The sequence below is a fragment of the Streptomyces sp. P9-A2 genome (assembly GCF_036634175.1).
Taxonomy (GTDB): domain Bacteria; phylum Actinomycetota; class Actinomycetes; order Streptomycetales; family Streptomycetaceae; genus Streptomyces; species Streptomyces pratens.
Genome location: NZ_JAZIFX010000001.1, coordinates 6,216,016 through 6,240,005 on the forward strand (window position 1 = coordinate 6,216,016; position 23,990 = coordinate 6,240,005).

The window sequence follows — 23,990 nt, forward strand, 5'->3', positions numbered from 1 at the left end:
TACACGATAATTCCGTTCACGATATTGAAGCGAGCCCTCCCTTGAACACCACACCCCCCTCCCCCCTGACCCCGGCGCTGCGGGCGAAGCTCGAGTCGGCGCCCGTCGCCGGACTCTCGGCCCAGCTGCGCCGCCGTGGCCTCGAGGGCGTGTTCATCGACGGCGTCCGTCCCCTGGTGGCGGGACAGAAGTTCGTCGGCACCGCCCGGACGCTGCGCTTCGTCCCCTTCCGCGAGGACCTCTTCGCAAGCCACGGCGGCGGCTACAACGCGCAGAAGCGCGCCTTCGACTCCGTGGCGGAGGGCGAGGTCCTCGTCATCGAGGCGCGCGGCGAGAAGGGATCGGCCACGCTCGGCGACATCCTCGCGATCCGTGCCCATGCCCGCGGCGCCGCAGCCATCGTGACCGACGGCGGGGTGCGCGACGCCGAAACCGTCGCCACCGTGGGAATCCCCGTCTTCGCGGCGGGGCCGCACCCCGCCGTGCTCGGCCGCAAGCACGTCCCCTGGGACGCCGACCTCACCATCGCGTGCGGCGGTGCCACCGTGCAGCCCGGCGACATCCTCGTCGGCGACACCGACGGGGTCGTCGTGATCCCGCCGGGGATCGCGGAGGAGGTCGCCGACGCCACCATCGCCCAGGAGGAGGAGGACGGCTGGATCGCCCGGAAGGTCGCCGAGGGACACCCCGTCGAGGGGCTCTTCCCGATGAACGCCGAATGGCGGGCGAAGTACGAGGCCGAACGCTCCGCCCGGCCGGAGACGGCGCCGTCGGACACGGCGCGGGCCACCTCGTGACCCGGACCCGGCCGGCACCGGCCGCGAGCAAGTCGCGGGTCGCCTACGAGTGGATCCGGGAGCGGATCACGTCCGGGGCATTCGGTCCCGGCTACCGCCTCGTCCTGACGACGCTCGCCGCCCAGCTCGGCATGAGCGTGGTGCCGGTCCGTGAGGCCATCAGCCACCTCACGGCCGAGGGCCTGGTGACCTTCGAGCCCAACGTCGGCGCGAGCGTCTCCATGGCCGACCCGGACCGCTACATCCACGCGATGGAGGTCATCACCGTGCTGGAGAGCGCGGCGACGGCGCTCTCGACGCCGCACCTCACCCGGCGGGACCTGGCGCACGCCCGGGAACTCAACGCGGCGATGCGCGGCGGACTCAGCGACTTCGACTTCCGGCGCTTCAGCGCGCTCAACCAGGAGTTCCACCACACCCTCTACTCCAGGTGCCCCAACCCCCGGCTCCTCGAGATGGTCGACGCGGAGTGGTCCCGGCTGGGCCACATGCGCGACTCGATCTTCGGGTTCGTCCCCCACCGGCCCCAGGAGTCCGTGTGCGAGCACGACGACCTGCTCGACCTCATCGAGGGGGGCGGGACGCCCGACCGGATCGAGCAGGCCGTGCGCCGGCACCGCACCGGCTCCCTCGACGCCTTCCGCACCCACAAGACCCACGGCGCCCACGGCCCTCACCGCAGTGACAGCGTCAACCAAGGAGCCTGACGATGCTTTCCGACCAGACCCTCGCCGACCTCGCCGCCGAGCTCGAGCGGGCACACGCCGATCGCGCCGTGCTGCCGCGCATCACCGCCCGGTACCCCGAGGCGACGGTGGAGGACTCGTACGCCATCCAGGGGTTCTGGCGCGACCGGCGGATCGCGGCCGGCCGCCGCCTCGTCGGCCGCAAGATCGGTCTGACGTCCAAGGCCATGCAGGCGGCGACGGGCATCACCGAGCCGGACTACGGCGTGATGTTCGACGACACCGTCTGGGAGAACGGCGCTGTCGTGCCGTTCGACGAGTTCTCCAACGTCCGCATCGAGGTCGAGCTCGCCTTCCTGCTCAAGGCGCCGCTGAAGGGCCCCCACTGCACCGTCTTCGACGTGCTCCGTGCGACGGAGTACGTCGTCCCGGCGCTGGAGATCCTCAACTCGCACCTGGAACTCGAGGGACGCACGATCGTCGACACCATCGCCGACAACGCCGGCTACGGCGGCCTGGTGCTCGGCGGCACCCCCGTCGCACCCGACGCGGTCGACCTGCGCTGGATCTCCGCGCTGCTCTACCGCAACGAGACGATCGAGGAGACCGGCGTCGCCGCCGGTGTGCTCAACCACCCCGCCACGGGCGTCGCGTGGCTCGCCAACAAGCTCCACCAGCACGGCACCGGCCTCGACGCCGGCGAACTGATCCTCGCCGGATCCTTCACCCGGCCGATGTGGGTGTCGCGCGGCGACACGGTGCTCTGCGACTACGGAACGATGGGAACGATCTCGTGCAGCTTCCGGTGAACCTTCCGCCGACCTTCCGCGAGGCGCTCGCCGCCTCCGACCGCCCCCTGATCGGCATGTGGGTGTGCAGCGGCAGCCCGCTCGTCGCCGAGATCTGCGCGGGCAGCGGCCTCGACTGGCTGCTGATCGACATGGAGCACGGGCCCAACCAGCTCGAGTCGGTGCTCGCGCAGCTCCAGGCGGTCGCCGCCTACCCGGTCAGCCCGCTCGTCCGGGCGCCGGGCCTGCTGCCGGTCATGATCAAGCAGATCCTCGACCTCGGTGCCCAGAACATCCTGATGCCGATGATCGACACTCCGGAGCAGGCCGAGGCGGCCGTGCGGGCGGTGCGCTACCCGCCGCGCGGCAACCGCGGGGTCGGATCGGCCCTCGCGCGGTCGGCCCGGTGGAACCGCGTCGACGACTACCTGGCCAACGGGGACGACCATGTCTCGCTCTTCGTCCAGATCGAGTCGGTCACCGGAGTCGGGAACGCCGCCGAGATCGCCGCGGTCGACGGCGTCGACGGTGTCTTCGTCGGTCCGTCCGACCTCGCCGCGTCGATGGGCCTGATCGGCCGTCAGACCCACCCCGACGTGGTGGCCGCGGTCGAGCGGGCCTTCGAGGCCGTCCGCGGCGTCGGCAAGCCCGTCGGCGTCAACGCCTTCGACCTGGCTGTCGCGTCCGCCTATCTCGACCAGGGCGCGTCGTTCGTCCTCGTCGGCGCCGACGTCGCCATGCTCGCCCGAGGCTCCGAAGCCCTGGCCGAGCGGTTCATCGGCGCGCCCGGTCCGGGCCGCGCCGGCAAGTGAAGGAGCACCCCTTGTCCCTCCCCCCGAACTCCGGCCGCCCCCGAGGCGAAGGCCGTCCCCGAGGCGAAGGCCGTCCCGGTGGCCCGCGCCGCCGGCCGCCGCGCCAGGTCGAGGTCGTCGACGTCAGGCCGCTGACCCCGCGCATGGTGGCGGTGGTGTTCGCCGGCGAGTCCCTCGCCGGCTTCGCCGAGCCCGCCCCGACGGCGCACATCAAGCTCTTCCTGCCCGACGCCGAGGGCAACGTCGCGCGGCCGGTGGTCGGCCCGGACGGCCACCTCGAATGGCCCGACGGCCGGCCGACGATGCGGACGTACACACCCCGGCGTTTCGATGCCGAGGCCGGCACCCTCGAGGTCTGGTTCGTTCTGCACGGCGACGGGCCGGCCGCGCGGTGGGCCGCGCAGGCCGAGCCCGGCAGCCGTGCCGCCATCGGCGGCCCGGGCGGCCGCTTCTCCGTCGATCCGACGGCGACCTCATGGTGGATCGGCGGCGACGAGAGCGCCCTGCCCGCGATCGCCACCCTGCTCGAGGCGCTGCCGGACGACGTCACCGGTCAGGTGCACCTGGAGGTCGAGGGCCCCGAGGCCCGCATCGGCCTGCCGGCACCTGCCGGTGTCGAGGTGACCTGGCACGACCGGGTGGGCGAGCCGGGCGCCGCCCTCGTCGACGCGCTCCACCGGGCCGGCCTCGGGGACGACACGCACGTCTGGATCGCCTGCGAGGCATCGGCGGTCCGCAAGGCGCGGTCGTACCTCCTCGACGACCGGGTGCTGCCGCGCCCGCACGTAACCACGCGTGGCTACTGGCGCGTGGGCGAGGCCAACCACCCCGACCACGACTTCGGCGAGGACTGACGGACGTGCCCGTCGTGGGCCGGCGGGTGAAGCCGTCCGGCCCACCCGCTGATCGCACCCGGCCGCCCTGGCAAGGCCGTGCGAACAGTGAGGTCAGGCGCGTGCTGCCGGTGGCGCACCCGCTCGTCGAGCTCGGCGGCGGCTGGGATGCCCCGCCGGGCGATTCACGGTCCGCATGACGACGTCAGTGGGCGCGCGGCCGTGACGCTCATATGACGCTCCGGCCCGGTGCAGGCCGTTCCGATACCGGGGAAGTAGCCTCTGAACTGCTGTTTTTCCCGCCTGGAAAATCCGGACGTGTTCCCGATGACGCACCATGTGGAGTGCGTGGCGATTTTGGAGCCTCTCGCAAAGCGGGCCTGACCTGCGGTTTTGCGGCCCGGGTCGGTCGCCCGACCTGTTTCCCTCCATGTAACGGGTCGAGCGGACCGACTGACAGTGATGATGTTCGTGGTGACGCTGCGGGTGGGCCCACACCACTGTTCAGGTGGTTCCCGTCGCCGTGGTCGCTCAGTGGTCGGAAGAGCTGAAGTCGCCCACGGTCCAGGCGCTGACGTCCTCGATCGCAACCCGGTACATCCCGCCCGTCTCCGGGATCCCCACCGTGCCCTGCAGGATCCGGGCGACAAGGAAGTGCAGAGGAGTGGCTGCTTGAGCGGTGACGCTACCGGGTAAGGCAGGCGCTCACGGTCTTGCCGCCGGAGGCCCGGCGGGTGACCGCGGTGGAGCGGGCGAGGCGGTTGACCATGGGCCAGCCGAAGCCACCAGTGCCGCCGTTCAGGTCAGGGGTGCGCATCCGCGGCACATGCCGGCTGGGGTCGTGAACGGCCACCTCGATACTGTCGGGGTGCGCAGTCAGGTCCAGAGTGCAGGTGCCCCCGCCGTGGCGCAGGGCGTTGGTGACGAGCTCGGACACGACCAAGACCACAGTGTCAGCGATTTCCGGCGCCATGGCCGGCTGCCGCAAACCTTCGAGGAAGGCCCGTGCCGTATCGCGTGCGTCGGCAACGGCTGTCGTGAAACGGACGGTTGTGGCATTGACGGTCATCATGTTCATCAGGGTCACCCTGGTCTCTGCATCGTCGATGCCCGGCCTTTGCCTACCCGACCTCTGTGCCCCGCTCCTCCAGCTGCCAACCCGGCAGAGCCGTAGTGCTTGCCGGAGAAACTGACGACCACGGTCGACGTGTGACGGCAAGCTGCCGTGTGCCCGCGTCCCGCCCGTGTCAAGGTGCCGGCCCATGGCCTGATCGAGTCGGGTCCGCGCCGGGTTCGATCAGGCGGTCCATCCGAGGCGACGCCACCGGTCGGGCGAGCACGGGCAGCCGGGCGAACACGAGAGAGTGCCCGCGGGCTGAGGAAGCAGATCCCCGTTGTGGCGCTGACTCGGCAGCAGGAGCGCCAGTCTGCGAATCGTGGCACCAGCACCGGCGTGCACCGCTTCCACGAGCTGCTCGGTCATCGGGCCACGCCCGTCAAGACCGGCGCAGGCCCTCGTGCCACGCCCGTCACCGGCCGGCCTGTCGGTAGATACGGCCGGAAGCATGAATGCCCAGCGGTGGCCGGCACCTGCCGACGGTAGCCGTGGCGCAGTCGGCGGCGCCCCGGGAAGCCCGACGGGCTGCGCGGCTGTGGGTCACTCCGAGCGCCGGACCTGAGCTTCGGGGCTGCCCCGACCATCAAGAGACCGGTCGAGGCGGGTTACCTCATGTTCGAGCACGCAGAAACCTATGCCCGCCAGAGTAGACATTGGGTGGTGGTGTGGTTATGGTTTCTCTCGTAGCCGAGATCGAGCAGGGCCCGGCAGAGACGAACTGCCGGGCAGCAGTACACGCAGGTGCAGTGCGCAGGACGGTGCGGTGGTGGAGTTCCGAAGCCAGAGCGGTTGCAGGACGGCGACGGGACTGACGACCGCACCGGGTGGCCCGCAGTGATCAGGGGCCGCCGTGAGCAGGGCCGCGGTCAACGCGGTGGCAGTACCGGTAAGTGCAGTTCGCGGTACCCAGCAGTGAAGTCAGTGAGCAGCACCTCGGTGAAGGCGTCGGCTGCGGGCGCGCGCACCGGGAGGTTCGGCAGTGGGGTTCCAAGCCAGAGCAGACGCAGAACGGGCGACGGGGCTGGCTGCCGGAGAGTGGCGCTTCACGAGGCCACGGAGCAGTTCGCATCACCAGCAGTACGCAGGAGAGCAGTACCAGCAGTAGGTAAGTGATTGATCCCAGAGGGAAGAACGGAGGACTTCAGCGCCATCAGGATCGCCCGGGCGGAAGCCTTGAACCCGGGTACCGCAGGACATCGATAGTGAGGTGGTCTCCGGTCGAGCAACCGCGATCCCCGCGCCCCCGACAGCATCTCGGTCGGGTCAGCGGACACAGAAGGCCGGCGCAGCACTAGGGCCGGCAGATGGTGTAGCAGTTCCTTCGGGGCCCTGGCGCCAATGGCGCCAGGGCCCCTCCACGCGTTCCGAGAGAGGTGCAAGTGACAGCAGACGACTCGTACGGCCGTCTCGACGACGACTACCCCGCCTACACCATGGGCCGAGCCGCCGACATGCTCGGCACCACCCCGGGCTTCCTGCGCGCCATCGGCGAAGCCCGCCTGATCACCCCGCTGCGCCCCAAGGGCGGCCACCGCCGCTACTCCCGCTACCAGCTGCGCATCGCGGCCCGCGCCCGGGAACTCGTCGACCACGGCACCCCCGTCGAGGCCGCCTGCCGCATCGTCATCCTCGAAGACCAGCTCGAAGAAGCCCAGCGCATCAACGCCGAGCACCGCCGCGCCGCCGAATCACCCAAGCCCCCGGCCGCGGCATGAGAGGAGCGTGTCCGCCGGTATCGGCGGACACCGCCCGCACGGTCCCGGTCTGCGGCGTGATCGTTCCAGTGGTGACGCGGTGTGCGGCCGTGTAGCGTCTGCGTCAGCTGTCGTGGTTCGGAGTTCCCCTTTGCCCACGCCTTGGTGTGGGCGTTTTGCTGTGCTGTGCCGCAGGAACCAGGGCGATCACCTCTGCCTTCCACATGGAGTGGGAGGCGTTCATCGACTGGAAGGCATGACTATGGCTACGGGAACCGTGAAGTGGTTCAACGCGGAAAAAGGCTTCGGCTTCATCGCCCAGGACGGGGGCGGCCCGGATGTCTTCGCGCACTACTCCGCGATCAACTCCTCTGGCTTTCGTGAGCTCCAGGAGGGCCAGGCCGTGACGTTCGACGTCACCCAGGGCCAAAAGGGCCCGCAGGCCGAGAACATCAACCCGGCCTGACCTCGCAGCCTTGCCCGAGGGACCGGGCACTTCGCGGCCGGTGACTGCCGCGGCCCGTGCGGGCCGTGTTTTCAGCCGGACAAGGGGACCCGCTTTCGTGCCGGGCGCCGACAGGACCTGTCGTGCACAGGATCGGGGCCGCGCAGCAATGGCTGCGCGGCCCCGATCCGTTGAGGTGCATCCGGGGCGACGCGACCTCGGCCGGAAAATTCCTGAACTCGGTCGCTCCAAGCGTTGTCCCGGACTCGGCCGCCTCACCGTCGAGTTGCCGTTGAGCCGAGGGCCACGACGTTACGTCCAGGTCGCCGGCGCGCAGTTCGTCGGCGACCAGGGTTGCTCGCAAGGTGCAGCAGCACCGAGCCGGATGAGTACGGATACGGGGCCGGGTCTGCGCGCCACGTGCAGGCTCGGGTGCCGCGTGCCCTGCGTGGCTGTCTGGAGGAGCAGACGTTCAGACGCTGGTCCAGGCGTCGAAAAAGGCTTTCCGTCCAGCCGGATCGTCCGACCTGCGGTCTGCATGCAGGACGCGCCAGGCGGTGAGCTCGAGATCTCGGAGCCACAGTTCTCCGATGACCTGTGTCTTGAGGTCGGGAAGATCGTCGGACTCGGCGAGGGCTTGACCGATCACCTCCCCGGCCGCGACGCGCTGGGGTGGGGTCATCTCATAGACGGCCGAGAGGATCTGTCGGGCCAGGACGGTTCCTTCTCCTGCCAGGGAACGCAGCACCTGAGCCTTGATGTTGACGGGGAGCAGGTACGCGGTGCCCGATGACCTCCACAGGTCCGACCAGAAGCGTTCTCCTGCCTTGGTGGGGGTAGGCAGCGCGGCCAGCAACCCGAGGAGATGGCCGGTGGCCGCATAGCCATCGGAGTGGGCAGCTGCGACGACTGCGATGCCGGCGACGCCCTCCACATCGAGATGGCCGGCTTCGAGATGCGAAGCCAGACCCAATTGATGTTCCAGCTGGTGTGCCAGGGGGGCGGATACGTGGGGGCGGACCTCAGGAAGCATCGGCGATCCTTGTGCGTAGGCGAGCGGAGATGCCCGTTCTGGAGCCCTGATCGTTCCCATGACCAGCCGATCTATTCGGCTTCGGCAGGCCCTATCGGCGGCAGCGTCTACGGAGCTGGGGCTCACCCTCGCGAACCAGCCCATGCCCGGCGACGTGGCCCTGAGGTTCTGGACCGACCTCCCCTCATGCTGTCGGAGTGAGGTCTTTTAGCATGACCGCATGGCTGCCAGTCACGCCCAGGTGCCCGAGAGAGGACGAGAAGCTGTGTCCCGCGACGCCGCTGAAGTCGAGTATGGTCACGTCGCCTCAGCGCGTGGAGAGCGCCGTGAGGACGGATTACCCGGCGGATCACAAGGCGACCATGCAGGGGAGAAGGCCCACTCGGTTGCTGCTCTGGTGGAGCGGGCGGCCGACCTGGCCGAACCGATCAAGCCGAGGTTGCGTGGCTGGCTCCATGCCGGAATGGTCCCCGCCGCGCTGATCGCAGGCGTCGTACTCATCTGCCTGGCCCGTACTCCGCAGGCAGTCCTGGCCTGCGCCGTGTATTCGGTCACCGCCTGGCTGCTGTTCGCAACGAGCGCCATCTACCACCGAGGTACCTGGGGACCGCTGGGCGAGGCTCTTCTACGACGTCTCGACCACGCCAACATCTTCCTGATCATCGCCGGCACCTGCACGCCCCTGGCCGTGCTCCTCCTCCCGCCGGAACAGCGGTCCATGCTGCTGTGGATCGTGTGGGCGGGCGCGTTGGCCGGCATCGCGTTCCGGGTTCTGTGGGTGGGAGCTCCGCGCTGGCTGTACACCCCGTGTTACCTGGCCTTGGGGTGGGCGCCGGTGCGCTACCTGCCTGACTTCCTGCACACCGGCGGAGCGACCGTACTCGCCCTGATCGTGGCGGGCGGTCTCCTCTACAGCGCGGGCGCGGTCGTCTACGCCCTCCAGCGACCCGACCCCTCGCCCCGCTGGTTCGGCTTCCATGAGGTGTTCCACGCCCTGACCGTGGCAGCCTTCACCGCGCACTATGTCGCCATCTCCCTCACCACCTACTGACCCCGCGACAGTGTTCCGGCCCGTGCTGCTCATCGCCCATGTTGCCGTGCGCTGGACCGCGCCGGGCCGGGCGGTCGCTGAGGCATCACCCCGCGCGTGAAAGCCGTCCGCCGTCTGGCCCGCAAGTGGGCTGCTCTCCAGGGTGTGACGCTCCGTAGACAGGTAAGGAGGAAGGAGCGAGAGAAAGACGAGACAGCGGTCTTCAGCTGACCTGCGACGGAGGAGGCCCCGTGTTCGAGGCGGAAGACATCAGGGAATGGCGAGGCCACGACGTGGTCGACCATGAGCGGCACAAGATCGGCGTCCTGGAAGCGGTCTACGTCGACACGGCCACGGACCGGCCCGCGTTCGCGACGGTCACGGTCGGCCTGCCGACCCGGCACCGGCTGGTGTTCGTCCCCCTGGCCGACGCGACGGTCGGTCCGGGATATCTGAAGGTCGCCTACGACAAGAAGCAGGTCAAGGAAGCGCCCTCGATCGGCACGGACGGCGAACTGCTCGCGGAGGACGAGAAGACGGTCTTCGCGCACTACGAGCTCGCCTACCGGACGGGTGCGGGCGGCGAACGTCGCCTCGCCCGCCGCTGATGCCCCACCAACTTCCCCTCCCACGAGGTGACACGCATGGCCCTCTTCCTCCTGCTGGTCATTGTGGCCATCGTGCTCGGCGTCATCGGAGTGGTGGCGAAGGGTCTGTTTTACCTGCTGGTCATCGGTGTGGTGGTCCTGGTCGCCGACTTCGTTCTCCTCGGCCTGCGCCTGGGCCGCCGCCGCAGGCGCCTGCCCCGGTGACGCGGTCACCCGGGCAGAGCACCCCGCTTTGCCCGCCCAAGGGCCGGCCGAAGTGGGCTGCTGGAGCAGTCCTTGAGTCATCGTCGAGTGGTCCGCCCGGTCCGTGACGGTGCGGAGGCGTCGGTGAGGTCGGCGCCGGTGTCGGCGTCCCGCTGGGAGTGGTTGACGCCGTGCCAGTCCAGGCACATGACGGTCGCGTCGTCCTGCAGGTGACCGTGGTTGGCGTCGACGACCGCCGCGATGAGGGTGCGGGCGGCCTCACGGCGATGCAGCGCGCGGGTGCGGATGATCAGGTCCGACAGATCGAGGCTGTTGGCGTTGCGCTCCAGCATGCCGTCGGTCAGCATCACCAGCCGGTCGCCCGGCCGCAGGCCCAGCGACTGGACCCGGTAGCTGTGAGGGGCATGGAAGCCGAACGGCATATCGATCTTCGGTTTGATCTCCCGCACCTGTCCGTTCCGCATCCGCAGCGGCCAGGGATGCCCGGCCCTGCTGATACTTCCTGTTCACGGGTTCTGGGCGGGTGGGACCGACCTGTTTTCCGGGGTGCAGCAGGTGGACGCGGAGAACCCCGTCTGAGCTGCGGTTTCCAGCGGTTCGGGGGCGATTCGCGGGCCGGCGCCACCCAGCCGCGGTGCCTTCTTGACGCACGGATGACGCTCGTTTTGAACGGCCGTCAGATGCAGGGAGGCGTGTGCACGAGCGCGGGCGAGCCCAGCTGCGCGGGATCCGTCGATACCCATCGATCATGCTGAGGCCCTCACCCGAGCCGCACGTCAGGGCTCGGGGGACGAGCGGAGCCGACTTCAGGAGGAAGTACGACGGCTGTGCGGTGAAACCGACCTGCCTCATGCGCTGTTCCGGCTGTTCCACCCCAGCGGCGGGGTGAGTGCCGGGCTGCCCGGTGCGGCCGTGGCGGTGGAGTGAGAGGAAGCAGCCACGGACGCGGTGACCGTCAGCACGGCGGTCGCCAGGAGGTGGAGCAGTCGTCCGCCTGTTCGTCTGGGCACCTGGGGCTCCTTTTCCCGGGGATCACCTGAGAGGGTTCGAAAGTTCGGATGTCGTTCGGAAAATCTGGGTGTCCCGGATGCTAGAGACGTGGCCGACTGTGTCAACACCATCCGGGAAATCGACCCCGATCCGGCGCCAAATGATGGTCCAGCCCAGTCATTCGATGGCTCAACCTGCGCCGTTTCGTCCATGAAGCCTTGCGAATGTTTCGAAATTGATGGCGATTCATGCGAGAGGTATTGACGCCGTTCACCGGTTCCCTATCATTCGGGTTGCTCGACACTTCGACCTGTGTTCGATATCACGAACACATCAGAGCCGCTCCACTTGCACAGCAGGGCATCTCCGGGTCGCGCCCACCGAAACGCCGAGCCGCAAGGAGCACGCCGCATATGCATGCGTCATGGCCGCATCAATCTTTCTCCCGTCGTCGCGCGCTGGCGACCGCCACCGGCCTCGCCGCCGGCGCGGTCCTCCCACTGAGGGGAGCCTCCCGCGCCGCAGCCGCTCCCGGCCAGGGGCCGGCCCGCGTCACCGCCGGGGAGTACGCGAACCCGGTGATCTGGCAGGACTTCGCGGACATCGACGTCATCCGCGTCGGAAACACCTACTACGCCTCGGCCTCGACCATGCACTACTCGCCGGGCGCGCCCGTCCTGCGCTCGTACGACCTGGTGCACTGGGAGATCGCCGGCCACTCGGTGCCGGTCCTGGACTTCGGCGCCAAGTACGACCTGAACGGGGCCCGTGGCTATGTCAGAGGGATCTGGGCGTCGTCGCTGGCCTACCGTCCGAGCGACAGGACGTTCTACTGGCTGGGCCAGATCGACTTCGCCAGGACGTACATCTACACCGCAACGGCCGTTGAGGGGCCGTGGAACCGGCTGACGACGATCAGCGCGCCCTACTACGACGCGGGGCTGCTGGTCGACAGCGACGACACCCTGTACGTGGCGTACGGCAACACCACGATCAGCGTGGCCCAGCTCTCCCCCGACGGCCGCACCCAGGTCCGCACGCAGCAGGTGTTCACGACCCCGTCGAGCGTCGGCACCCTCGAGGGCTCCCGCTTCTACAAGATCAACGGGCAGTACTACATCTTCCTGACCCGCCCCGCGAACGGGCAGTACATCCTGAAATCGTTGGGCGGCCCCTTCGGTCCGTACACGATGCGGCAAGTGCTCCTCGACCTGCGCGGGCCGATCCCCGGCGGAGGCGTCCCGCACCAGGGCGGCCTGGTCCAGACGCAGAACGGCGCCTGGTACTACCTGGCATTCGTCGACGCCTACCCCGGCGGCCGGGTGCCCGCGCTGGCACCGGTCACATGGACCTGGGACGGGTGGCCCGTCGTCCAACTGGTGAACGGCGCATGGGGCACCTTTTATACCAGCCCGGCCGTGCCGCCACCGCCCCGCCAGGTCACCCCCATGACCGGCGTCGACATCTTCGACGGCACGACCCTCAAACCGAGATGGGAGTGGAACCACAACCCGGACAACACCAAGTGGTCGGTCGGCAACGGTCTGACCCTGCGTACCGCGACGGTCACCGACGACCTGTACTGGGCCCGCAACACCCTCACGCACCGCATCCAGGGCCCCACCTCCACCGCCACGGTCCAGCTCGACCACTCCGCGATGCGGGACGGCGACCGGGCCGGACTCGCGCTGCTGCGTGACTCCTCCGCGTGGATCGGTGTCAAGCGCGAGGGCGGCGCCACACGGGTGGTGATGGTCGGCGGGCTGACCATGGACAGCAGCTGGAACACCACCGGCACCGGCTACGAGCTCGCGAGCGCGGCCGCCTCGGGCAGCCGCATCTGGCTGCGCGCGAGCGCGGACATCCGCCCCGGCGCGGCACGTCCGGGGACTTTCTCCTACAGCACCGACGGCATCACGTTCACCCGACTCGGACCCGACTTCTCGATGGGCAACGACTGGCGGTTCTTCATGGGACACCGGTTCGCCCTCTTCAACCATGCCACCCGGGCGCTCGGCGGCTCGGTCCGCGTCACGCGGTTCGAGCTGTCCACGCCCTGAACCGAGCCGATGGCGGCCAACCGCCCACCGCACCCGGCCGTACGAGGAGAAGCATGAACCCGCTCCAACGCTTCGGACGTCGCCGAGCCTCGGTCTCGGGCCTGCCGGCCGCGACAGTCCTGACGACGCCCGGGACCGCGACGGGCTCACCCGACGCCGTCCAAGCCTCCACCCCGGGCGCCCATGCGGCCCGAAGGCGCCGGGCGCCACCGGTCTTTCAGAAGGTCGCGAAGGACCGGGAAGCCACAAGCGGTCTGCCGTGGTGCTCACAGACCGCTGCACACCGCACTACACCGACAGTCCGGACAACCTCTGACGAGGCCAACCGGAACCGCCTACTCAAGGTTGGGGAAGTCCCCATGCACAGAGGAAGTTTCAGCCGCAGGCATCCGTCTGTGGTGCTCGCCGCCGCGGTTGCGGCCCTGGCCGCGTTGGCGGCGATGCTCGTGGCCACCCCGGCTCAGGCGGCTACCAGTGGCGCCTTGCGCGGTGTTGGTTCGGGCCGGTGTCTCGATGTGCCGGGCGCCAGCCAGACCAACGGCACGTACCTGCAGATCTACGACTGCTGGGACGGGACCAACCAGCAGTGGACGTTGACGGACGGCAACCAGCTGACCGTGTACGGCGACAAGTGCCTGGATGTTCCGGGCCACGCCACCGCGGCCGGTACCCGGGTGCAGATCTGGACCTGTTCCGGCGGTGCGAACCAGCAGTGGCGGGTGAACTCCGACGGCACGGTCGTCGGCGTGGAGTCCGGGCTGTGCCTGGAGGCTACGGGCGCCGGTACGGCCAACGGCACGGCGGTACAGATCTGGACGTGCAACGGCGGCAGCAACCAGAAGTGGACCGGCCTGCCCGGGACGCCGCCGACGGACGGCACGTGTTCTCTTCCGTCGGCGTACCGGTGGACGTCGACGGGTGTGCTGGCGCAGCCGGCGAACGGGTGGGCCGCGGTGAAGGACTTCACCACCGTGACGCACAACGGCAAGCACCTGGTCTACGCGTCGAACGTGTCGGGATCGTCGTACGGCTCGATGATGTTCAGTCCCTTCACGAACTGGTCGGACATGGCGTCGGCCGGCCAGACCGGGATGAGCCAGGCCGCGGTGGCGCCCACGCTGTTCTACTTCGCGCCCAAGAACATCTGGGTGCTGGCGTACCAGTGGGGTGCGTGGCCCTTCATCTACCGCACGTCGAGCGACCCCACCAACCCCAACGGCTGGTCCTCTCCGCAGCCGCTGTTCACCGGGAGCATCTCCGGCTCCGACACCGGCCCGATCGACCAGACCCTGATCGCCGACGGCCAGAACATGCACCTGTTCTTCGCCGGTGACAACGGCAAGATCTACCGGGCGAGCATGCCGATCGGGAACTTCCCGGGCAACTTCGGCTCGTCGTACACGACGATCATGAGCGACACGAAGGCCAACCTGTTCGAGGGCGTACAGGTCTACAAGGTTCAGGGCCAGAACCAGTACCTCATGATCGTCGAGGCTATGGGCGCGAACGGGCGCTACTTCCGCTCCTTCACGGCCTCCAGCCTGAGCGGCTCGTGGACCCCGCAGGCCGCCAGCGAGAGCAACCCCTTCGCGGGCAAGGCCAACAGCGGCGCCACCTGGACCAACGACATCAGTCACGGTGACCTGGTCCGCAACAACCCCGACCAGACCATGACCATCGACCCCTGCAACCTGCAGTTCCTCTACCAGGGCAAGTCCCCCGCCGCGGGCGGCGACTACAACCAACTGCCGTGGCGGCCGGGTGTCCTCACCCTGCAGCGCTGACCTTCCCGATTCACGATGACCGTGATGTGGTGCGGTCCGCCGGCGTGTGGGCGAGCGGTTTACGGCGTGGGCGATTCCGCCTGCTGAACTGGCGGAGTCCAGCTCGGACCCGGTGGGCCGCGAGGAGATGCGTACCTACCACAGCGTCGCCGTCCCGGCCTCGTCCATCGGCGCGGCCATCTCGTTCGCCATCGACCAGCCCGCCGAGGTCGACGTCAGCGAGATCATCGTCCGCCCCACGACCGGCCCGTCCGAGCCGGTCACCTGCCCCGTCCCCACCGCTCATGGGGGACGGGGCGGCGTCGTCCACCACGTGGCCATACGGACCGGAGACCGGCCGTTCCTCGTCGTCGGGTACGTCCGGCGACGCCGACCCGCACGACAGCCAGGGTCCGGAACCGCTCGTGCGAGGCATCCCGCCCCTCCGGAGTGAGCCGAGGCGGACCCTGCCGGTGCGCTGGTTGTCGTAGCCTCCTCTGCTCTGAGCCGCAGGGGCGGGCTGTCGGCCGTGCGGAGAGTGCCGTCGGCGCGTTCGGACTCCAGGTCCAGTTCCTCTGCCGTCCCGATCTTCTGCAGGTCCGAGTCGTTCCAGGTGGTCATGGTCCTCACCTTCTGTGTCCTCTGCGCGGAGAGGAGGTGATGTCAGGCTTCGGGGATGGCGCGGCCGAAGTCGGCGAGGGTGACGTTCTCCGGCTCGGGACCTCCGCGGCGGCCGGTCTCCAGGCCGTCGAGGGCCTTCAACTCGTCCGCGGTGAGTTCGAAGTCGAAGACGTCGATGTTCTCGGCGATGCGGTGGCGCTTGGTCGACTTGGGGATCACCGAGCGGCCGTGCTGGAGGCCCCAACGCAGCAGCACCTGGGCCGGGCTCTTGCCGTGTGCCTCGGCGATGCCGATGACCACCGGATCCTGCAGGACGCTCTTGCGGTTCTCGCCGTAGCCCGGGTAGAAGGTGATCCCGCCGATGGGGGACCACGCCTGGTTGAGGATGTGGCGCCGGTCGTCGAAGTCGAGGACGGCGCGTTGCTGGAAGTAGGGGTGGATCTCCAGCTGGTTGACGGCCGGCACGACGGAGGTGGCGTCGAGCAGCGCGGTCAGGTGATCGACCATGAAGTTGCTGACGCCGATGGCGCGGACCTTGCCGTCGGCCAGGAGCTTCTCCAGGGCGCGGTAGGCCGCGAGGGTCTTGTCGAAGTCCGACGGCAGCGCCTGGTGCAGGATCAGCAGGTCGATCCGGTCGACGCCGAGCTTGGCGGCGCTCTTGTCGAAGCTGTGCAGGGTCTCGTCGTAGCCGTAGTCGCTGATCCAGACCTTGGTCTCGACGAAGATCTCCTCGCGGGGCACCCCGGAGTCGCGGATGGCCTGGCCGACCTCGCGCTCGTTGCCGTACGCGGCGGCGGTGTCGATGTGCCGGTAGCCGAGGTCGAGCGCCGCCGTGACGGCGGTCCGGGTCTCGTTCGGCGGGGTCTGGAAGACGCCGAGCCCGAGGGCGGGCATCTCGACGCCGTTGTTGAGGGTGAGGGTCTGCATCACAGGGACCTTTCGTTCCGGGTGGCCCGTGCGGGCACGATCAGGGTGAGTACGGTCATGATCGCCAGAGTGAGCAGGACGGCCGAGCCGGTCAGGGCCGCGCCCGGGCGGGACGCGATGTCGGCGGCCGCATGGCCGGTGGAGACGGCGGTGGCCACAGCGGTCAGGATGCTCAGGCTCAGCGCTGCCGGCCTGGTGAACGGTGTTGACCGGACCCGAGCCGGCCCCCGCGTCCTCGGGGGCGACGCCGTCGACGCCGTCGACGCCGCTGGAGGCCGGCGGGGCCGGCGCCGGCCCCTGGCCGGTGCCTGTGAGCACCATCGGCAACGCACTCCCGTCAGGTAGGGCGTGTGCAGGTCGATGCGGCTCAGCCAGGCCATGCCCATTGTCCAGGATGACCATGAAATAGCTGACGCAGATGATCGCGAGGGTCAGCGTCGAGCGGGCCTGGGCCCCGCGCTGCTCGCGCCGGTCCGGGCGCGTCGGCGGGGACGGCGTGGTGCCCCCTGCGTCACTCGGCACACGGGTGGTGCCCGGACGGCTCGGGTCGGCGACGCGCCCGGCACGGACGTCGCCGGCCCCGTACCCGTAGGCGGGTGCTGCGCGCACGGTGTTCCTTCGAGTCGGCTGTGAGTTCGGGCCCGGTCCTGAACCGCCAGTTTCTGGCTTCTCCCAGGTAACCGCACGTCGGCCCACGCGTGGGAGTCACTGCTCTTCCAGGTACTGGCAGTACCTCGCGGGCCCGTTCGGACAGACCTCACGTGAAGATGTCGGCACGACACACAGGATGATCAAAAGGAGGTCGCAGTGCCCCCGGCTCCGGTATGCGCACCAGCCTGGCGGCTGAGCCGCACCGTCCGTCCCGCGCCGCCCTCCCCCATCGGCGGCGTCCTGCCCGCCACCGACGCCACCCTCCCGGCAGACGTGCTCGACGCTGTCGATGACATCGTCGCGCCCGGGGTCACAGTCAACCCGGTCGACAACAGCTACGGCGACTTCGAGCTGCGGGCCGACCAGCGACGACGCTGACGCGCGGTCGGCCCGCCGGGCCACGGCCGCTCGACTCCACACGCCAGGGCCACCGCGACAGTTCGCCGGCGCGGTGGCCGACCGGGGGCATCGTGCGTGCTGGTGGCGTGTCGGCTGCCATGGGAACCACGTGTGACGCTCGTTTGACGCTCCGAGCGCCGGACAGCTCTGGAGAACCGTGGCAAATGCCCTTTGGCCTGCACATATATGTGACCAGCCTGGCCTTGGTACTTCGCTTCCGGGGATCCCGTTGTCATCCCCTGTGGCGATGCCCATTCCTGGACCGTCAGGAGGTGGGTCGCCGTAAGGCCGGTGTACGGATCCGGCTGGACGAGCAGCGTCGGGTGGCCACGGGTGGTCCGTTCGGCGGCCCAGGTGTGGCCGGACTCGGAGAAGTCGTCGTCGATCCAGGCGACCGCCGATTCCCCCCGCCACGGTTCAACGTGGTCTCGCTGTCACAGGTAGCCGTTGGGGCGGCTGGTGATGATCTGGGGGGCGGGGAAGAACGAGGTACCGGAGCTCCGGCAGTCCGAGGAGCGGCCCGACGACGGTGGTGGTGTCCCTGCGCCGGCCCGTCACCACACGGGGACGACGAGACCGCTGGTCAGGAAGCCGGTGGGCAGGGGGCCACGGGTGACATTGAGCCAGATGGGCTTCCGGTACCACTTGAGGGAAGGGATCGGGTCATGTCCGTAACCCCGAGCGAAGCCCGCAAAGCTCTCTGAAGTGCCACTTGCCCAGGGCGTGGTCGAGGCGGATCGATGACGAGCATCGCCTCGTCCGCCTGGTCACGGAGACGGACATCATCGTCCTCGCTGCCCGCTGCCCGCTGCCCGCTGCCCGCTGCCCGCTGCCGGTGGGATGCTGGGACGTCCGCGCGGCGACCCGCACTGCGGCGCCCTGGCGCCGACTCGGCCGAACCTGCGCGCGCACCCAAGTCCGGCGGCCGCTGTCTGCCAGGCTTGCGGACCTCGAAGAGGGAAGCCGTACGCCCGTCGGGCCCTCGTCGTACCGCCGCCGTACCCCCGTCGTACGACGGGGCCGCTCTCCGGAAACTCCGGACGGTCCGTTCCCGTCAATTGCGGAACAAGCCCTGCGAGGACGGACGAGGGGCGGCGATGATGACCGGCATGTCGGAAGCTCTCGAGATTTTCGCCCTCATCTGCACCGGGCTGTACGCCGGATACATGCTCGCCTTTCTGTCGGGTGTCATGCCCGCTCTGAAAGAGATGGACGACGACGCCTCGTTCACCCTCGTCATGCGGGCGGTGAACCGAAAGGTCCCCGGACCGCTTTTCCTGCTGCTCTTCCTCGGTTCGCTCGCCTTCCCCGCCGTCTCGTTCTTCGTGGCGCCGGAGGAGCGCGACGGGAGCGGGTCGATCCTCGTGGGGGTCGCCGCCGTCTGCGCGCTGGTGGGGCACCTGATCACCTCGGGCGGCAACGTCCCCCTCAACAACGCGCTGGAGTCCTCGCGCAGCCGGGGCGACGAGCGGGCCGCCCGGACGGCTTTCGAGGGACGGTGGAACGCCCTGCACGGCGCGCGGACCCTGTTCGCCGTCGCCGCCTTCGTCCTCGTGGCCGCGGCCCTCGCCCGCTGAACCTCCGGCGGGGCGCTCCGGGCCGAACCCCTCCGGTCCTCGAGTGTCCCGTTCGGGATATGGGGACCTACGTCTTACGCTCGCAGATCGAGACGATGACGTATGAAAGTGAGCGCTGGAGCTATGTAACGTCTGCAACGAAGAGACTTCAATGAAGCTATGAGCACTCAAGGACAGAACATCGCCCCCATCCTCGTCATCGGCGACACCGGTAAGACCGGACGGCGCGTGGTCGAGCGCCTGCAGGGGCTCGGCCGCCCGACCCGGGGCGGCTCGCGCAGCAGCGACATCCCCTTCGTCTGGGAGGACGAGAGCACCTGGGAGGCCGCGCTCGACGGGGTCTCCGCCGCCTACGTGACCTACTATCCGGACCTCGCCTTCCCTGGCGCGAAGGAATCCGTCGGGCGGTTCGCCGCGTTCGCCGTGGAGCGGGGCGTCCGCCGCCTGGTGCTGCTCTCCGGCCGGGGCGAGGAGGGCGCCGTCGCCAGCGAGGACGCCCTCAAGGCGTCCGGCAACGACTGGACCGTCGTCCGAGCCAACTGGTTCAACCAGAACTTCAGCGAGAGCTTCTTCCTCGACCCGGTCCGTTCCGGCGAGCTGGCGCTTCCCACTGGCGACGCAGTCGAGCCGTTCGTCGACGCCGACGACATCGCCGACGTGGTGGTCGCCGCCCTCACCGACGACCGGCACATCGGCAAGACCTACGAGCTGTCCGGCCCGCGGCTGCTGAGCTTCCACGACGTGGCCCGCGAACTGTCGGCGGCCACCGGCCGGACCGTCACCTACATCCCGGTCAGCGTCGACGACTACCGCGCGGCGCTGCGCGAGCTGGGCGAGCCGGAGGAGTTCGCGGACCTCTTCACCCTCATCGTCGACGGCCGCAACGCCAGCCTGGTGCACGGAGTCCGGGAAGCGCTCGGGCGGGAGCCCAGGGACTTCGCGGACTACGCCAAGGAGGCCGCGGCCACCGGCGTCTGGGACGCCTGACGAATCGGTGTCCCGCAGCGGTGGTCCGCCGGACCGGGCTGTCCGGCGGACCACCGCGCCGACCGTGGATCGTCACAGACCGACCGAGCCGGGCGCCCCGGCGGCGAGCGCCGGGGCCAGAGGAGAGAGGAACGCGATGGACGGGCTGCTGTGGGGAGACAAGGGTGTGGACGCACTGCCCCCCCACCTCCGTGGATTCGCGCAGACGCACCTCGCGCTGCGGCGCGACTCCAGGCGACTGGTGGCCGCGGCGCCGCTTCTGACGTCCGCCGGTCTTCCCCGGGCCGCTGAGTGGTGGCAGCAGCTCAGGGCCATCGTGGACTGGCATCACCGCACGGAGGACGAGATTCTCTGGCCGGGCCTGATCGAGCACGTGCCGGAGATCGCCGCCGGTTCACACCGCATGGTGCAGGACCACGTGGCGCTCGACGACTCGATGTTCCGCGTGACCAAGGCGCTGGAGAGCGGACGCGCCGAGCTGATCGGCGGCCACGTCGACACCTTCGACACCGTCCTCCACCGGCATCTGCACGAGGAGGAGGCGCTGACCTTCCCGGCCTTCGCCCGCGTACCGGCCGACGTGTTCGCCGCTTTGGAGCGCCGCGTCCTCGCGGCGGCGCCTTTCCGCGTCAAGCGGGTCCTTCCACCGTGGCTGCTGGACGGACTCCCGCAGCCGGACAGGCTGATGCCCGGACCGGTGCGCCTGGTCGGGCGCACCCTGCTGGAAGGCGCCTACCGCCGCTCACTCGCCGGAATCCTGGAACCCCGGTGAACGGCCGCCGCCGGGGCGGTCGCGGTCGACGACCGCCCCGGCGGCGCCGCATACCCGCCCCACAGAACCGACCGGAGGAACACCCATGAGCACTGCCGCCGCCCGCCACGAGGCCACCTCCAAGGACCCCGTGCTCGTCGCGGCCACCCTCGGCACCGGCCTGATGGCCGGTCTGTACCTCGCGTTCGACGTCGGTGTGATGCCCGCCCTCGCGCGCCGCGAGGACGAGGGATTCGTCTCCGCGATGCGCCAGGCCAATGACGCCCTGGACGACAACGCCGTCTTCGGGGTGCTTTTCCTCGGTGTGTTCGTGGCAACCGGCGTGGCCGCTCGCAGACTCGCCCGTGCGGACCGGAGCGACGCCGCCCGGCGGGCCCGGGCCGCCGCGGTGCTGTACGGCCTCAGCGTCGTGGTGACGATCTGCGCCAACCTGCCTCTGAACCGCCGGCTGCGCACCGCCCCTGGCACGTCGGCCGCAGCCCTGGCCGCTGTCAGGAAGGCGTACGAGCGCCCTTGGCGTCGGGCCAACGCGGTGCGCACGGCAGCCTGCCTGGGTGCCCTCGCCTTGCTGGGCGACACGGCGAGGCGGGGGGCGACCTCACGGACGCGGTGACGGCCACGACGAACGGACGTGGTGCCGGTACGAGGTGGCAGGAAGCGTTGACAGACTGGACACGGGAACCACCGCGGGTCCGGAACTCCCCACGGGAGCGTCCGGACCCACGGTCGCGCCTCCTTCCGGGAGCCGCGCCGCCCGGCGGCGCGGCTTCACGGGACGGGCACGGCCGGGGCCGAGAGCGCCCCGCGAGAAACGACGGCGAGACGGTGCGAGGTGAAGGTTGTGGATACGCTCAGCGGTCTGCTGGAAAGCCCCAAGGCGCGGGGTGCCTTTCTGTTGAAATCGGTGTTCAACCCCCCGTGGGGACTGCGTATCGAGGACCGCGCGCCCCTGTCGGTGTTCACCATGCTGCACGGCTCGGCATGGGTGCTCCGCGAGGGGGCCTCCCCGGTGCGGATCGCGGCGGGGGACGTGGCGGTCCTGCGCGGCCCCGAGCCTTACACGCTCGCCGACGACCCGTCGACGCCCCCGGGCATCACCGTCGACCCCGAGCAGCGCTGCAACACCACTGACGGCAAGGACGTCACCGAGGCGATGTCCTTGGGCGTACGCACCTGGGGCGAGCCGCGCCGCACCGGGTCGACCGTGATGCTGAGCGGCACCTACCAGGCGCCCAACGAGGTCGGGCGCAGACTGCTCGCCAGCCTGCCCGCGCTGCTCGTCCAGCCCGCCTCGGCCGCGCGGACCCCGCTGATCGGCATGCTGGCCGCCGAAATGGACAAGGAGGACATCTGTCAGGAGGTCGTCCTCGACCGGCTGCTCGACCTGCTGCTCATCAACGTGCTGCGCTCCTGGCTCATGGAGCCGGGCACGGGTGCGCCGCTCTGGTTCCGGGCGCAGAGCGACCCGGTGGTGGGACGGGCGCTGCGGCTGCTGCACGAACGGCCCGGCGAGTCGTGGACGGTCGCCTCGCTCGCGGCCTCGGTCGGGGTCTCCCGGGCGGTGTTGGCCCGGCACTTCACCGAGCTCGTCGGCGAACCGCCGATGTCCTACCTGACCGGATGGCGGCTGACGCTCGCCGCCGACCTGCTGCGCGACCCCGACCTGTCGGTCGCCAAGATCGCCCAGCAGGTGGGCTATTCGGGGCCGTTCGCGCTGAGTGCCGCGTTCAAGCGGGAACGGGGCGTCAGCCCGCAGGAGTTCCGCCGGGGCAGGCGGTCCGAGGAGACCCTGGCCATCGGCTCGGACGGGCGGACAGTGGTCCTCAGATGCTGAGACGCCTCCGGCCCGCGGGCTCCGGCCCGCTGAGTCGAGGGAGGGCGGGTCACGGATCCGGGCGCGGCCCGGCGGCCCTTCGGGGGTGGTCACCGGACGGCGTCCGGAGCCGTCGCGGGAGCCCCGGCGGCGCCGGCAGCCGCGTCCTGGTGCCGTGGCAGGCAACGTTCGCCCTGTCGCGACGCCCGGCATCAGGGCCTCTCGTCCGGATCAAGCTTGGCTCGCGTGCCCTGCACCGCACTCCCCCAGCTACCGCTGGCAGGTGTCCCCAGAGCAGGGGAGCCCCCGATCGACTCCCTTTTGCGCCTGGCGGTGCTCCCCACAGTCAAAACGAAAGACTCTGGTCCTCCACGGACACGCGGGCCCGCGCCCCCGTCCCCACCGGAGCCGCGGCCGGGACCGCCACGGCGGTGAGCAGCAGGCCCCCTTCGACGTGCCAGCGGCCCGTGTAGTGGGCCGTGACGCCGCCGGCCCCGGCCGGGGTTCCGTCCTCAGGGCGTCGCCGCGCCGGGGGCGGCGGCGTGCGGTCCGAGCGGACCTCGGCCGTCAGCCGGCCACCGGTTGTGAAGGCGACCGCGACGGCGCCCGTGCCGATCCACTGGCGGGTGGCCGGGTACCAAGCCTTGTAGACGGCTTCCTTGGCGCTGAACAACAGCCGGTCCCAGGGTAGTTCGGGGCGCTCCCCGGAGAGCCGGGCCACCATCCGCCGCTCGCACTCCGACGCGATCAGACCGAGGACGCCGTGCTGAAGGGGGAGCGCGGGTTCGGCGTCCACGCCGAGCGCCGCCCACACCTCCGCGCGCGCCGCCACCGCCCCCCGGTACCCGACGCAGTGGGTGAGGCTGCCGACGAACCCGGCGGGCCACGCCGGGGCGCCGCCCGCCGTGCGCAGCAGCGGCCCGGGCGGCGCCCCGAGGACGTCCAGACAGCGGTGGGCGCAGGCGCGCGCAGCGGTGAACTGCCGGACGACCCGGTCCGGCCGGCCCCGTACGAGGGCGAGTTCCCGGCGGTCCGGCAGGTGGGGGAGCGCGTCGTCGAAGGCCTCCGCCCCGGCGACCCCTGCCGGCAGGAGCCGCTCGATCACGGTGCGCCCACCGGAGTGAGCCGCGGAGCCGCGCCGTGCAGGGGCTGCGGTGTGCCCGCCCGCACGAGACGCGGTCCGTCGGCTCCTGCGGTACAGGGCGCGTCGACCCGTACGAGATCCGGCACACCGGCCTGGACGGGGAGCGCCCGGCCGTCCCGTACCCGGCGCTGCGCACCGCCCCTCGTACCGATCGCCGCACTGCCCACGAGCACACCCGGCGCGCGGGCCGTCACCCCGTTCCCTCGACCGGTCGGTGTCCTGCGCGGAGCCTCCCGGGC

The 23,990-nt window shown here is 70.1% G+C and carries 26 protein-coding genes and 1 pseudogene; 18 read left to right on the forward strand and 9 right to left on the reverse strand.

From position 1 onward, the window contains the following. Nucleotides 1-41: 41 nt before the first annotated feature. The 5 genes from V4Y04_RS28195 to V4Y04_RS28215 are packed head-to-tail and all read left to right on the forward strand — an operon-like array spanning nucleotide 42 to nucleotide 3,937. Nucleotides 42-797 (forward strand): hypothetical protein, encoded by a 756-nt coding sequence (locus V4Y04_RS28195; protein ID WP_332431156.1) that lies wholly within the window; start codon nucleotides 42-44, stop codon nucleotides 795-797. Further along, the gene (locus V4Y04_RS28200; protein WP_332431157.1) at nucleotides 794-1,504 is read left to right on the forward strand and encodes a GntR family transcriptional regulator; all 711 of its coding nucleotides are present in this window, start codon (nucleotides 794-796) and stop codon (nucleotides 1,502-1,504) included. Before V4Y04_RS28195 ends, V4Y04_RS28200 begins: the two co-directional genes overlap by 4 nt. Before the next feature lie 2 nt (nucleotides 1,505-1,506). Further along, entirely contained in the window at nucleotides 1,507-2,292 is a 786-nt protein-coding gene (gene hpaH, locus V4Y04_RS28205) for a 2-oxo-hept-4-ene-1,7-dioate hydratase (RefSeq protein WP_332431158.1), read from the forward strand. After that, entirely contained in the window at nucleotides 2,277-3,083 is an 807-nt protein-coding gene (locus V4Y04_RS28210) for an HpcH/HpaI aldolase family protein (RefSeq protein ID WP_332431159.1), read from the forward strand. Before hpaH ends, V4Y04_RS28210 begins: the two co-directional genes overlap by 16 nt. 11 nt (nucleotides 3,084-3,094) lie before the next feature. Then, nucleotides 3,095-3,937 carry a siderophore-interacting protein gene (locus tag V4Y04_RS28215; protein ID WP_332431160.1) on the forward strand — a complete coding sequence of 281 codons (843 nt, stop codon included), beginning with the start codon at nucleotides 3,095-3,097 and terminating at the stop codon, nucleotides 3,935-3,937. Between the two features lie 664 nt (nucleotides 3,938-4,601). Here the strand turns inward: V4Y04_RS28215 and V4Y04_RS28220 are convergent. Beyond that, nucleotides 4,602-4,994 carry an ATP-binding protein gene (locus tag V4Y04_RS28220; RefSeq protein WP_332431161.1) on the reverse strand — a complete coding sequence of 131 codons (393 nt, stop codon included), beginning with the start codon at nucleotides 4,992-4,994 and terminating at the stop codon, nucleotides 4,602-4,604. Between the two features lie 1,418 nt (nucleotides 4,995-6,412). Here V4Y04_RS28220 and V4Y04_RS28225 point away from each other — a divergent pair. Both V4Y04_RS28225 and V4Y04_RS28230 read left to right on the forward strand, forming a co-directional pair. Next, a complete protein-coding gene (locus tag V4Y04_RS28225; RefSeq protein WP_332431162.1) occupies nucleotides 6,413-6,748 on the forward strand; it encodes a helix-turn-helix domain-containing protein in 336 nt (111 codons plus the stop codon). A 241-nt stretch (nucleotides 6,749-6,989) separates the two neighbouring features. Continuing rightward, nucleotides 6,990-7,193 (forward strand): cold-shock protein, encoded by a 204-nt coding sequence (locus tag V4Y04_RS28230; protein WP_019072426.1) that lies wholly within the window; start codon nucleotides 6,990-6,992, stop codon nucleotides 7,191-7,193. 451 nt (nucleotides 7,194-7,644) lie between these two features. On the opposite strand, the gene V4Y04_RS28235 is transcribed toward V4Y04_RS28230, so the two are convergent. Next, complete coding sequence (locus V4Y04_RS28235; RefSeq protein ID WP_332431165.1) at nucleotides 7,645-8,205, reverse strand: hypothetical protein; 561 nt, start codon at nucleotides 8,203-8,205, stop codon at nucleotides 7,645-7,647. A 397-nt stretch (nucleotides 8,206-8,602) separates the two neighbouring features. On the opposite strand from V4Y04_RS28235, the gene trhA reads away from it, so the two are divergent. From trhA to V4Y04_RS28250, 3 genes are all read left to right on the forward strand, one after another. Next, nucleotides 8,603-9,256, forward strand: coding sequence for a PAQR family membrane homeostasis protein TrhA (trhA, locus tag V4Y04_RS28240; RefSeq protein WP_332431166.1), 654 nt, complete (start codon nucleotides 8,603-8,605; stop codon nucleotides 9,254-9,256). A gap of 230 nt (nucleotides 9,257-9,486) precedes the next feature. After that, nucleotides 9,487-9,843, forward strand: coding sequence for a PRC-barrel domain-containing protein (locus V4Y04_RS28245; RefSeq protein ID WP_055593775.1), 357 nt, complete (start codon nucleotides 9,487-9,489; stop codon nucleotides 9,841-9,843). Nucleotides 9,844-9,879: 36 nt separating this feature from the next. Further along, nucleotides 9,880-10,047 carry a hypothetical protein gene (locus V4Y04_RS28250; RefSeq protein WP_332431168.1) on the forward strand — a complete coding sequence of 56 codons (168 nt, stop codon included), beginning with the start codon at nucleotides 9,880-9,882 and terminating at the stop codon, nucleotides 10,045-10,047. Between the two features lie 77 nt (nucleotides 10,048-10,124). Here V4Y04_RS28250 and V4Y04_RS28255 read toward each other — a convergent pair. Together V4Y04_RS28255 and V4Y04_RS28260 are read right to left on the reverse strand one after the other, a co-directional pair. Next, a pseudogene (locus tag V4Y04_RS28255) lies at nucleotides 10,125-10,538 on the reverse strand (PP2C family protein-serine/threonine phosphatase); the annotation flags it as partial. A 357-nt stretch (nucleotides 10,539-10,895) separates the two neighbouring features. Next, complete coding sequence (locus V4Y04_RS28260; protein WP_332431169.1) at nucleotides 10,896-11,057, reverse strand: hypothetical protein; 162 nt, start codon at nucleotides 11,055-11,057, stop codon at nucleotides 10,896-10,898. Between the two features lie 393 nt (nucleotides 11,058-11,450). Between V4Y04_RS28260 and V4Y04_RS28265 the strand changes: the two genes are divergently transcribed. Next, nucleotides 11,451-13,097, forward strand: a complete 1,647-nt coding sequence (locus tag V4Y04_RS28265; protein WP_332431170.1) for a glycoside hydrolase family 43 protein — start codon at nucleotides 11,451-11,453, stop codon at nucleotides 13,095-13,097. 359 nt (nucleotides 13,098-13,456) lie between these two features. Beyond that, nucleotides 13,457-14,881, forward strand: a complete 1,425-nt coding sequence (locus tag V4Y04_RS28270) for a non-reducing end alpha-L-arabinofuranosidase family hydrolase (protein WP_332431171.1) — start codon at nucleotides 13,457-13,459, stop codon at nucleotides 14,879-14,881. A 135-nt stretch (nucleotides 14,882-15,016) separates the two neighbouring features. Here V4Y04_RS28270 and V4Y04_RS28275 read toward each other — a convergent pair whose 3' ends face one another. From V4Y04_RS28275 to V4Y04_RS28285, 3 genes are all read right to left on the reverse strand, one after another. Next, a complete protein-coding gene (locus V4Y04_RS28275) occupies nucleotides 15,017-15,145 on the reverse strand; it encodes a hypothetical protein (protein ID WP_332431172.1) in 129 nt (42 codons plus the stop codon). A gap of 378 nt (nucleotides 15,146-15,523) precedes the next feature. Further along, nucleotides 15,524-16,408, reverse strand: coding sequence for an aldo/keto reductase (locus tag V4Y04_RS28280; protein WP_332431174.1), 885 nt, complete (start codon nucleotides 16,406-16,408; stop codon nucleotides 15,524-15,526). Continuing rightward, nucleotides 16,408-16,566, reverse strand: coding sequence for a hypothetical protein (locus V4Y04_RS28285; protein ID WP_332431175.1), 159 nt, complete (start codon nucleotides 16,564-16,566; stop codon nucleotides 16,408-16,410). The genes V4Y04_RS28280 and V4Y04_RS28285 overlap by 1 nt, the downstream gene beginning before the upstream one ends. A gap of 649 nt (nucleotides 16,567-17,215) precedes the next feature. Here V4Y04_RS28285 and V4Y04_RS28290 point away from each other — a divergent pair. From V4Y04_RS28290 to V4Y04_RS28325, 6 genes are all read left to right on the forward strand, one after another. Then, nucleotides 17,216-17,437: a hypothetical protein gene (locus V4Y04_RS28290; RefSeq protein ID WP_332431176.1), complete on the forward strand. Its 222-nt coding sequence runs from the start codon at nucleotides 17,216-17,218 to the stop codon at nucleotides 17,435-17,437. Nucleotides 17,438-18,567: 1,130 nt separating this feature from the next. Beyond that, nucleotides 18,568-19,035 carry an anthrone oxygenase family protein gene (locus tag V4Y04_RS28305; RefSeq protein ID WP_332431177.1) on the forward strand — a complete coding sequence of 156 codons (468 nt, stop codon included), beginning with the start codon at nucleotides 18,568-18,570 and terminating at the stop codon, nucleotides 19,033-19,035. Between the two features lie 159 nt (nucleotides 19,036-19,194). After that, a complete protein-coding gene (locus V4Y04_RS28310; RefSeq protein WP_332431178.1) occupies nucleotides 19,195-20,022 on the forward strand; it encodes an NmrA family NAD(P)-binding protein in 828 nt (275 codons plus the stop codon). A gap of 136 nt (nucleotides 20,023-20,158) precedes the next feature. Further along, entirely contained in the window at nucleotides 20,159-20,794 is a 636-nt protein-coding gene (locus V4Y04_RS28315) for a hemerythrin domain-containing protein (protein WP_332431179.1), read from the forward strand. A gap of 85 nt (nucleotides 20,795-20,879) precedes the next feature. Then, nucleotides 20,880-21,407, forward strand: a complete 528-nt coding sequence (locus V4Y04_RS28320; RefSeq protein ID WP_332431180.1) for an anthrone oxygenase family protein — start codon at nucleotides 20,880-20,882, stop codon at nucleotides 21,405-21,407. 228 nt (nucleotides 21,408-21,635) lie between these two features. Continuing rightward, the gene (locus V4Y04_RS28325) at nucleotides 21,636-22,628 is read left to right on the forward strand and encodes an AraC family transcriptional regulator (RefSeq protein ID WP_332431181.1); all 993 of its coding nucleotides are present in this window, start codon (nucleotides 21,636-21,638) and stop codon (nucleotides 22,626-22,628) included. A 325-nt stretch (nucleotides 22,629-22,953) separates the two neighbouring features. Here V4Y04_RS28325 and V4Y04_RS28330 read toward each other — a convergent pair whose 3' ends face one another. Next, nucleotides 22,954-23,712 (reverse strand): 4'-phosphopantetheinyl transferase family protein, encoded by a 759-nt coding sequence (locus tag V4Y04_RS28330; RefSeq protein ID WP_332431182.1) that lies wholly within the window; start codon nucleotides 23,710-23,712, stop codon nucleotides 22,954-22,956. Beyond that, entirely contained in the window at nucleotides 23,709-23,945 is a 237-nt protein-coding gene (locus V4Y04_RS28335) for a hypothetical protein (RefSeq protein WP_332431184.1), read from the reverse strand. The genes V4Y04_RS28330 and V4Y04_RS28335 overlap by 4 nt, the downstream gene beginning before the upstream one ends. Between the last annotated feature and the right edge of the window lie 45 nt (nucleotides 23,946-23,990).

Excerpts from the sequence above, each read along its gene's own strand:
- hpaH (WP_332431158.1), top strand. The coding sequence starts at position 1,507 with ATGCTTTCCGACCAGACCCTCGCCGACCTCGCCGCCGAGCTCGAGCGG.
- V4Y04_RS28220 (WP_332431161.1), bottom strand. The coding sequence starts at position 4,994 with ATGAACATGATGACCGTCAATGCCACAACCGTCCGTTTCACGACAGCC.
- V4Y04_RS28230 (WP_019072426.1), top strand. The coding sequence starts at position 6,990 with ATGGCTACGGGAACCGTGAAGTGGTTCAACGCGGAAAAAGGCTTCGGC.
- V4Y04_RS28235 (WP_332431165.1), bottom strand. The coding sequence starts at position 8,205 with ATGCTTCCTGAGGTCCGCCCCCACGTATCCGCCCCCCTGGCACACCAG.
- V4Y04_RS28250 (WP_332431168.1), top strand. The coding sequence starts at position 9,880 with ATGGCCCTCTTCCTCCTGCTGGTCATTGTGGCCATCGTGCTCGGCGTC.
- V4Y04_RS28265 (WP_332431170.1), top strand. The coding sequence starts at position 11,451 with ATGCATGCGTCATGGCCGCATCAATCTTTCTCCCGTCGTCGCGCGCTG.
- V4Y04_RS28270 (WP_332431171.1), top strand. The coding sequence starts at position 13,457 with ATGCACAGAGGAAGTTTCAGCCGCAGGCATCCGTCTGTGGTGCTCGCC.
- V4Y04_RS28280 (WP_332431174.1), bottom strand. The coding sequence starts at position 16,408 with ATGCAGACCCTCACCCTCAACAACGGCGTCGAGATGCCCGCCCTCGGG.
- V4Y04_RS28305 (WP_332431177.1), top strand. The coding sequence starts at position 18,568 with ATGTCGGAAGCTCTCGAGATTTTCGCCCTCATCTGCACCGGGCTGTAC.
- V4Y04_RS28310 (WP_332431178.1), top strand. The coding sequence starts at position 19,195 with ATGAGCACTCAAGGACAGAACATCGCCCCCATCCTCGTCATCGGCGAC.
- V4Y04_RS28315 (WP_332431179.1), top strand. The coding sequence starts at position 20,159 with ATGGACGGGCTGCTGTGGGGAGACAAGGGTGTGGACGCACTGCCCCCC.
- V4Y04_RS28320 (WP_332431180.1), top strand. The coding sequence starts at position 20,880 with ATGAGCACTGCCGCCGCCCGCCACGAGGCCACCTCCAAGGACCCCGTG.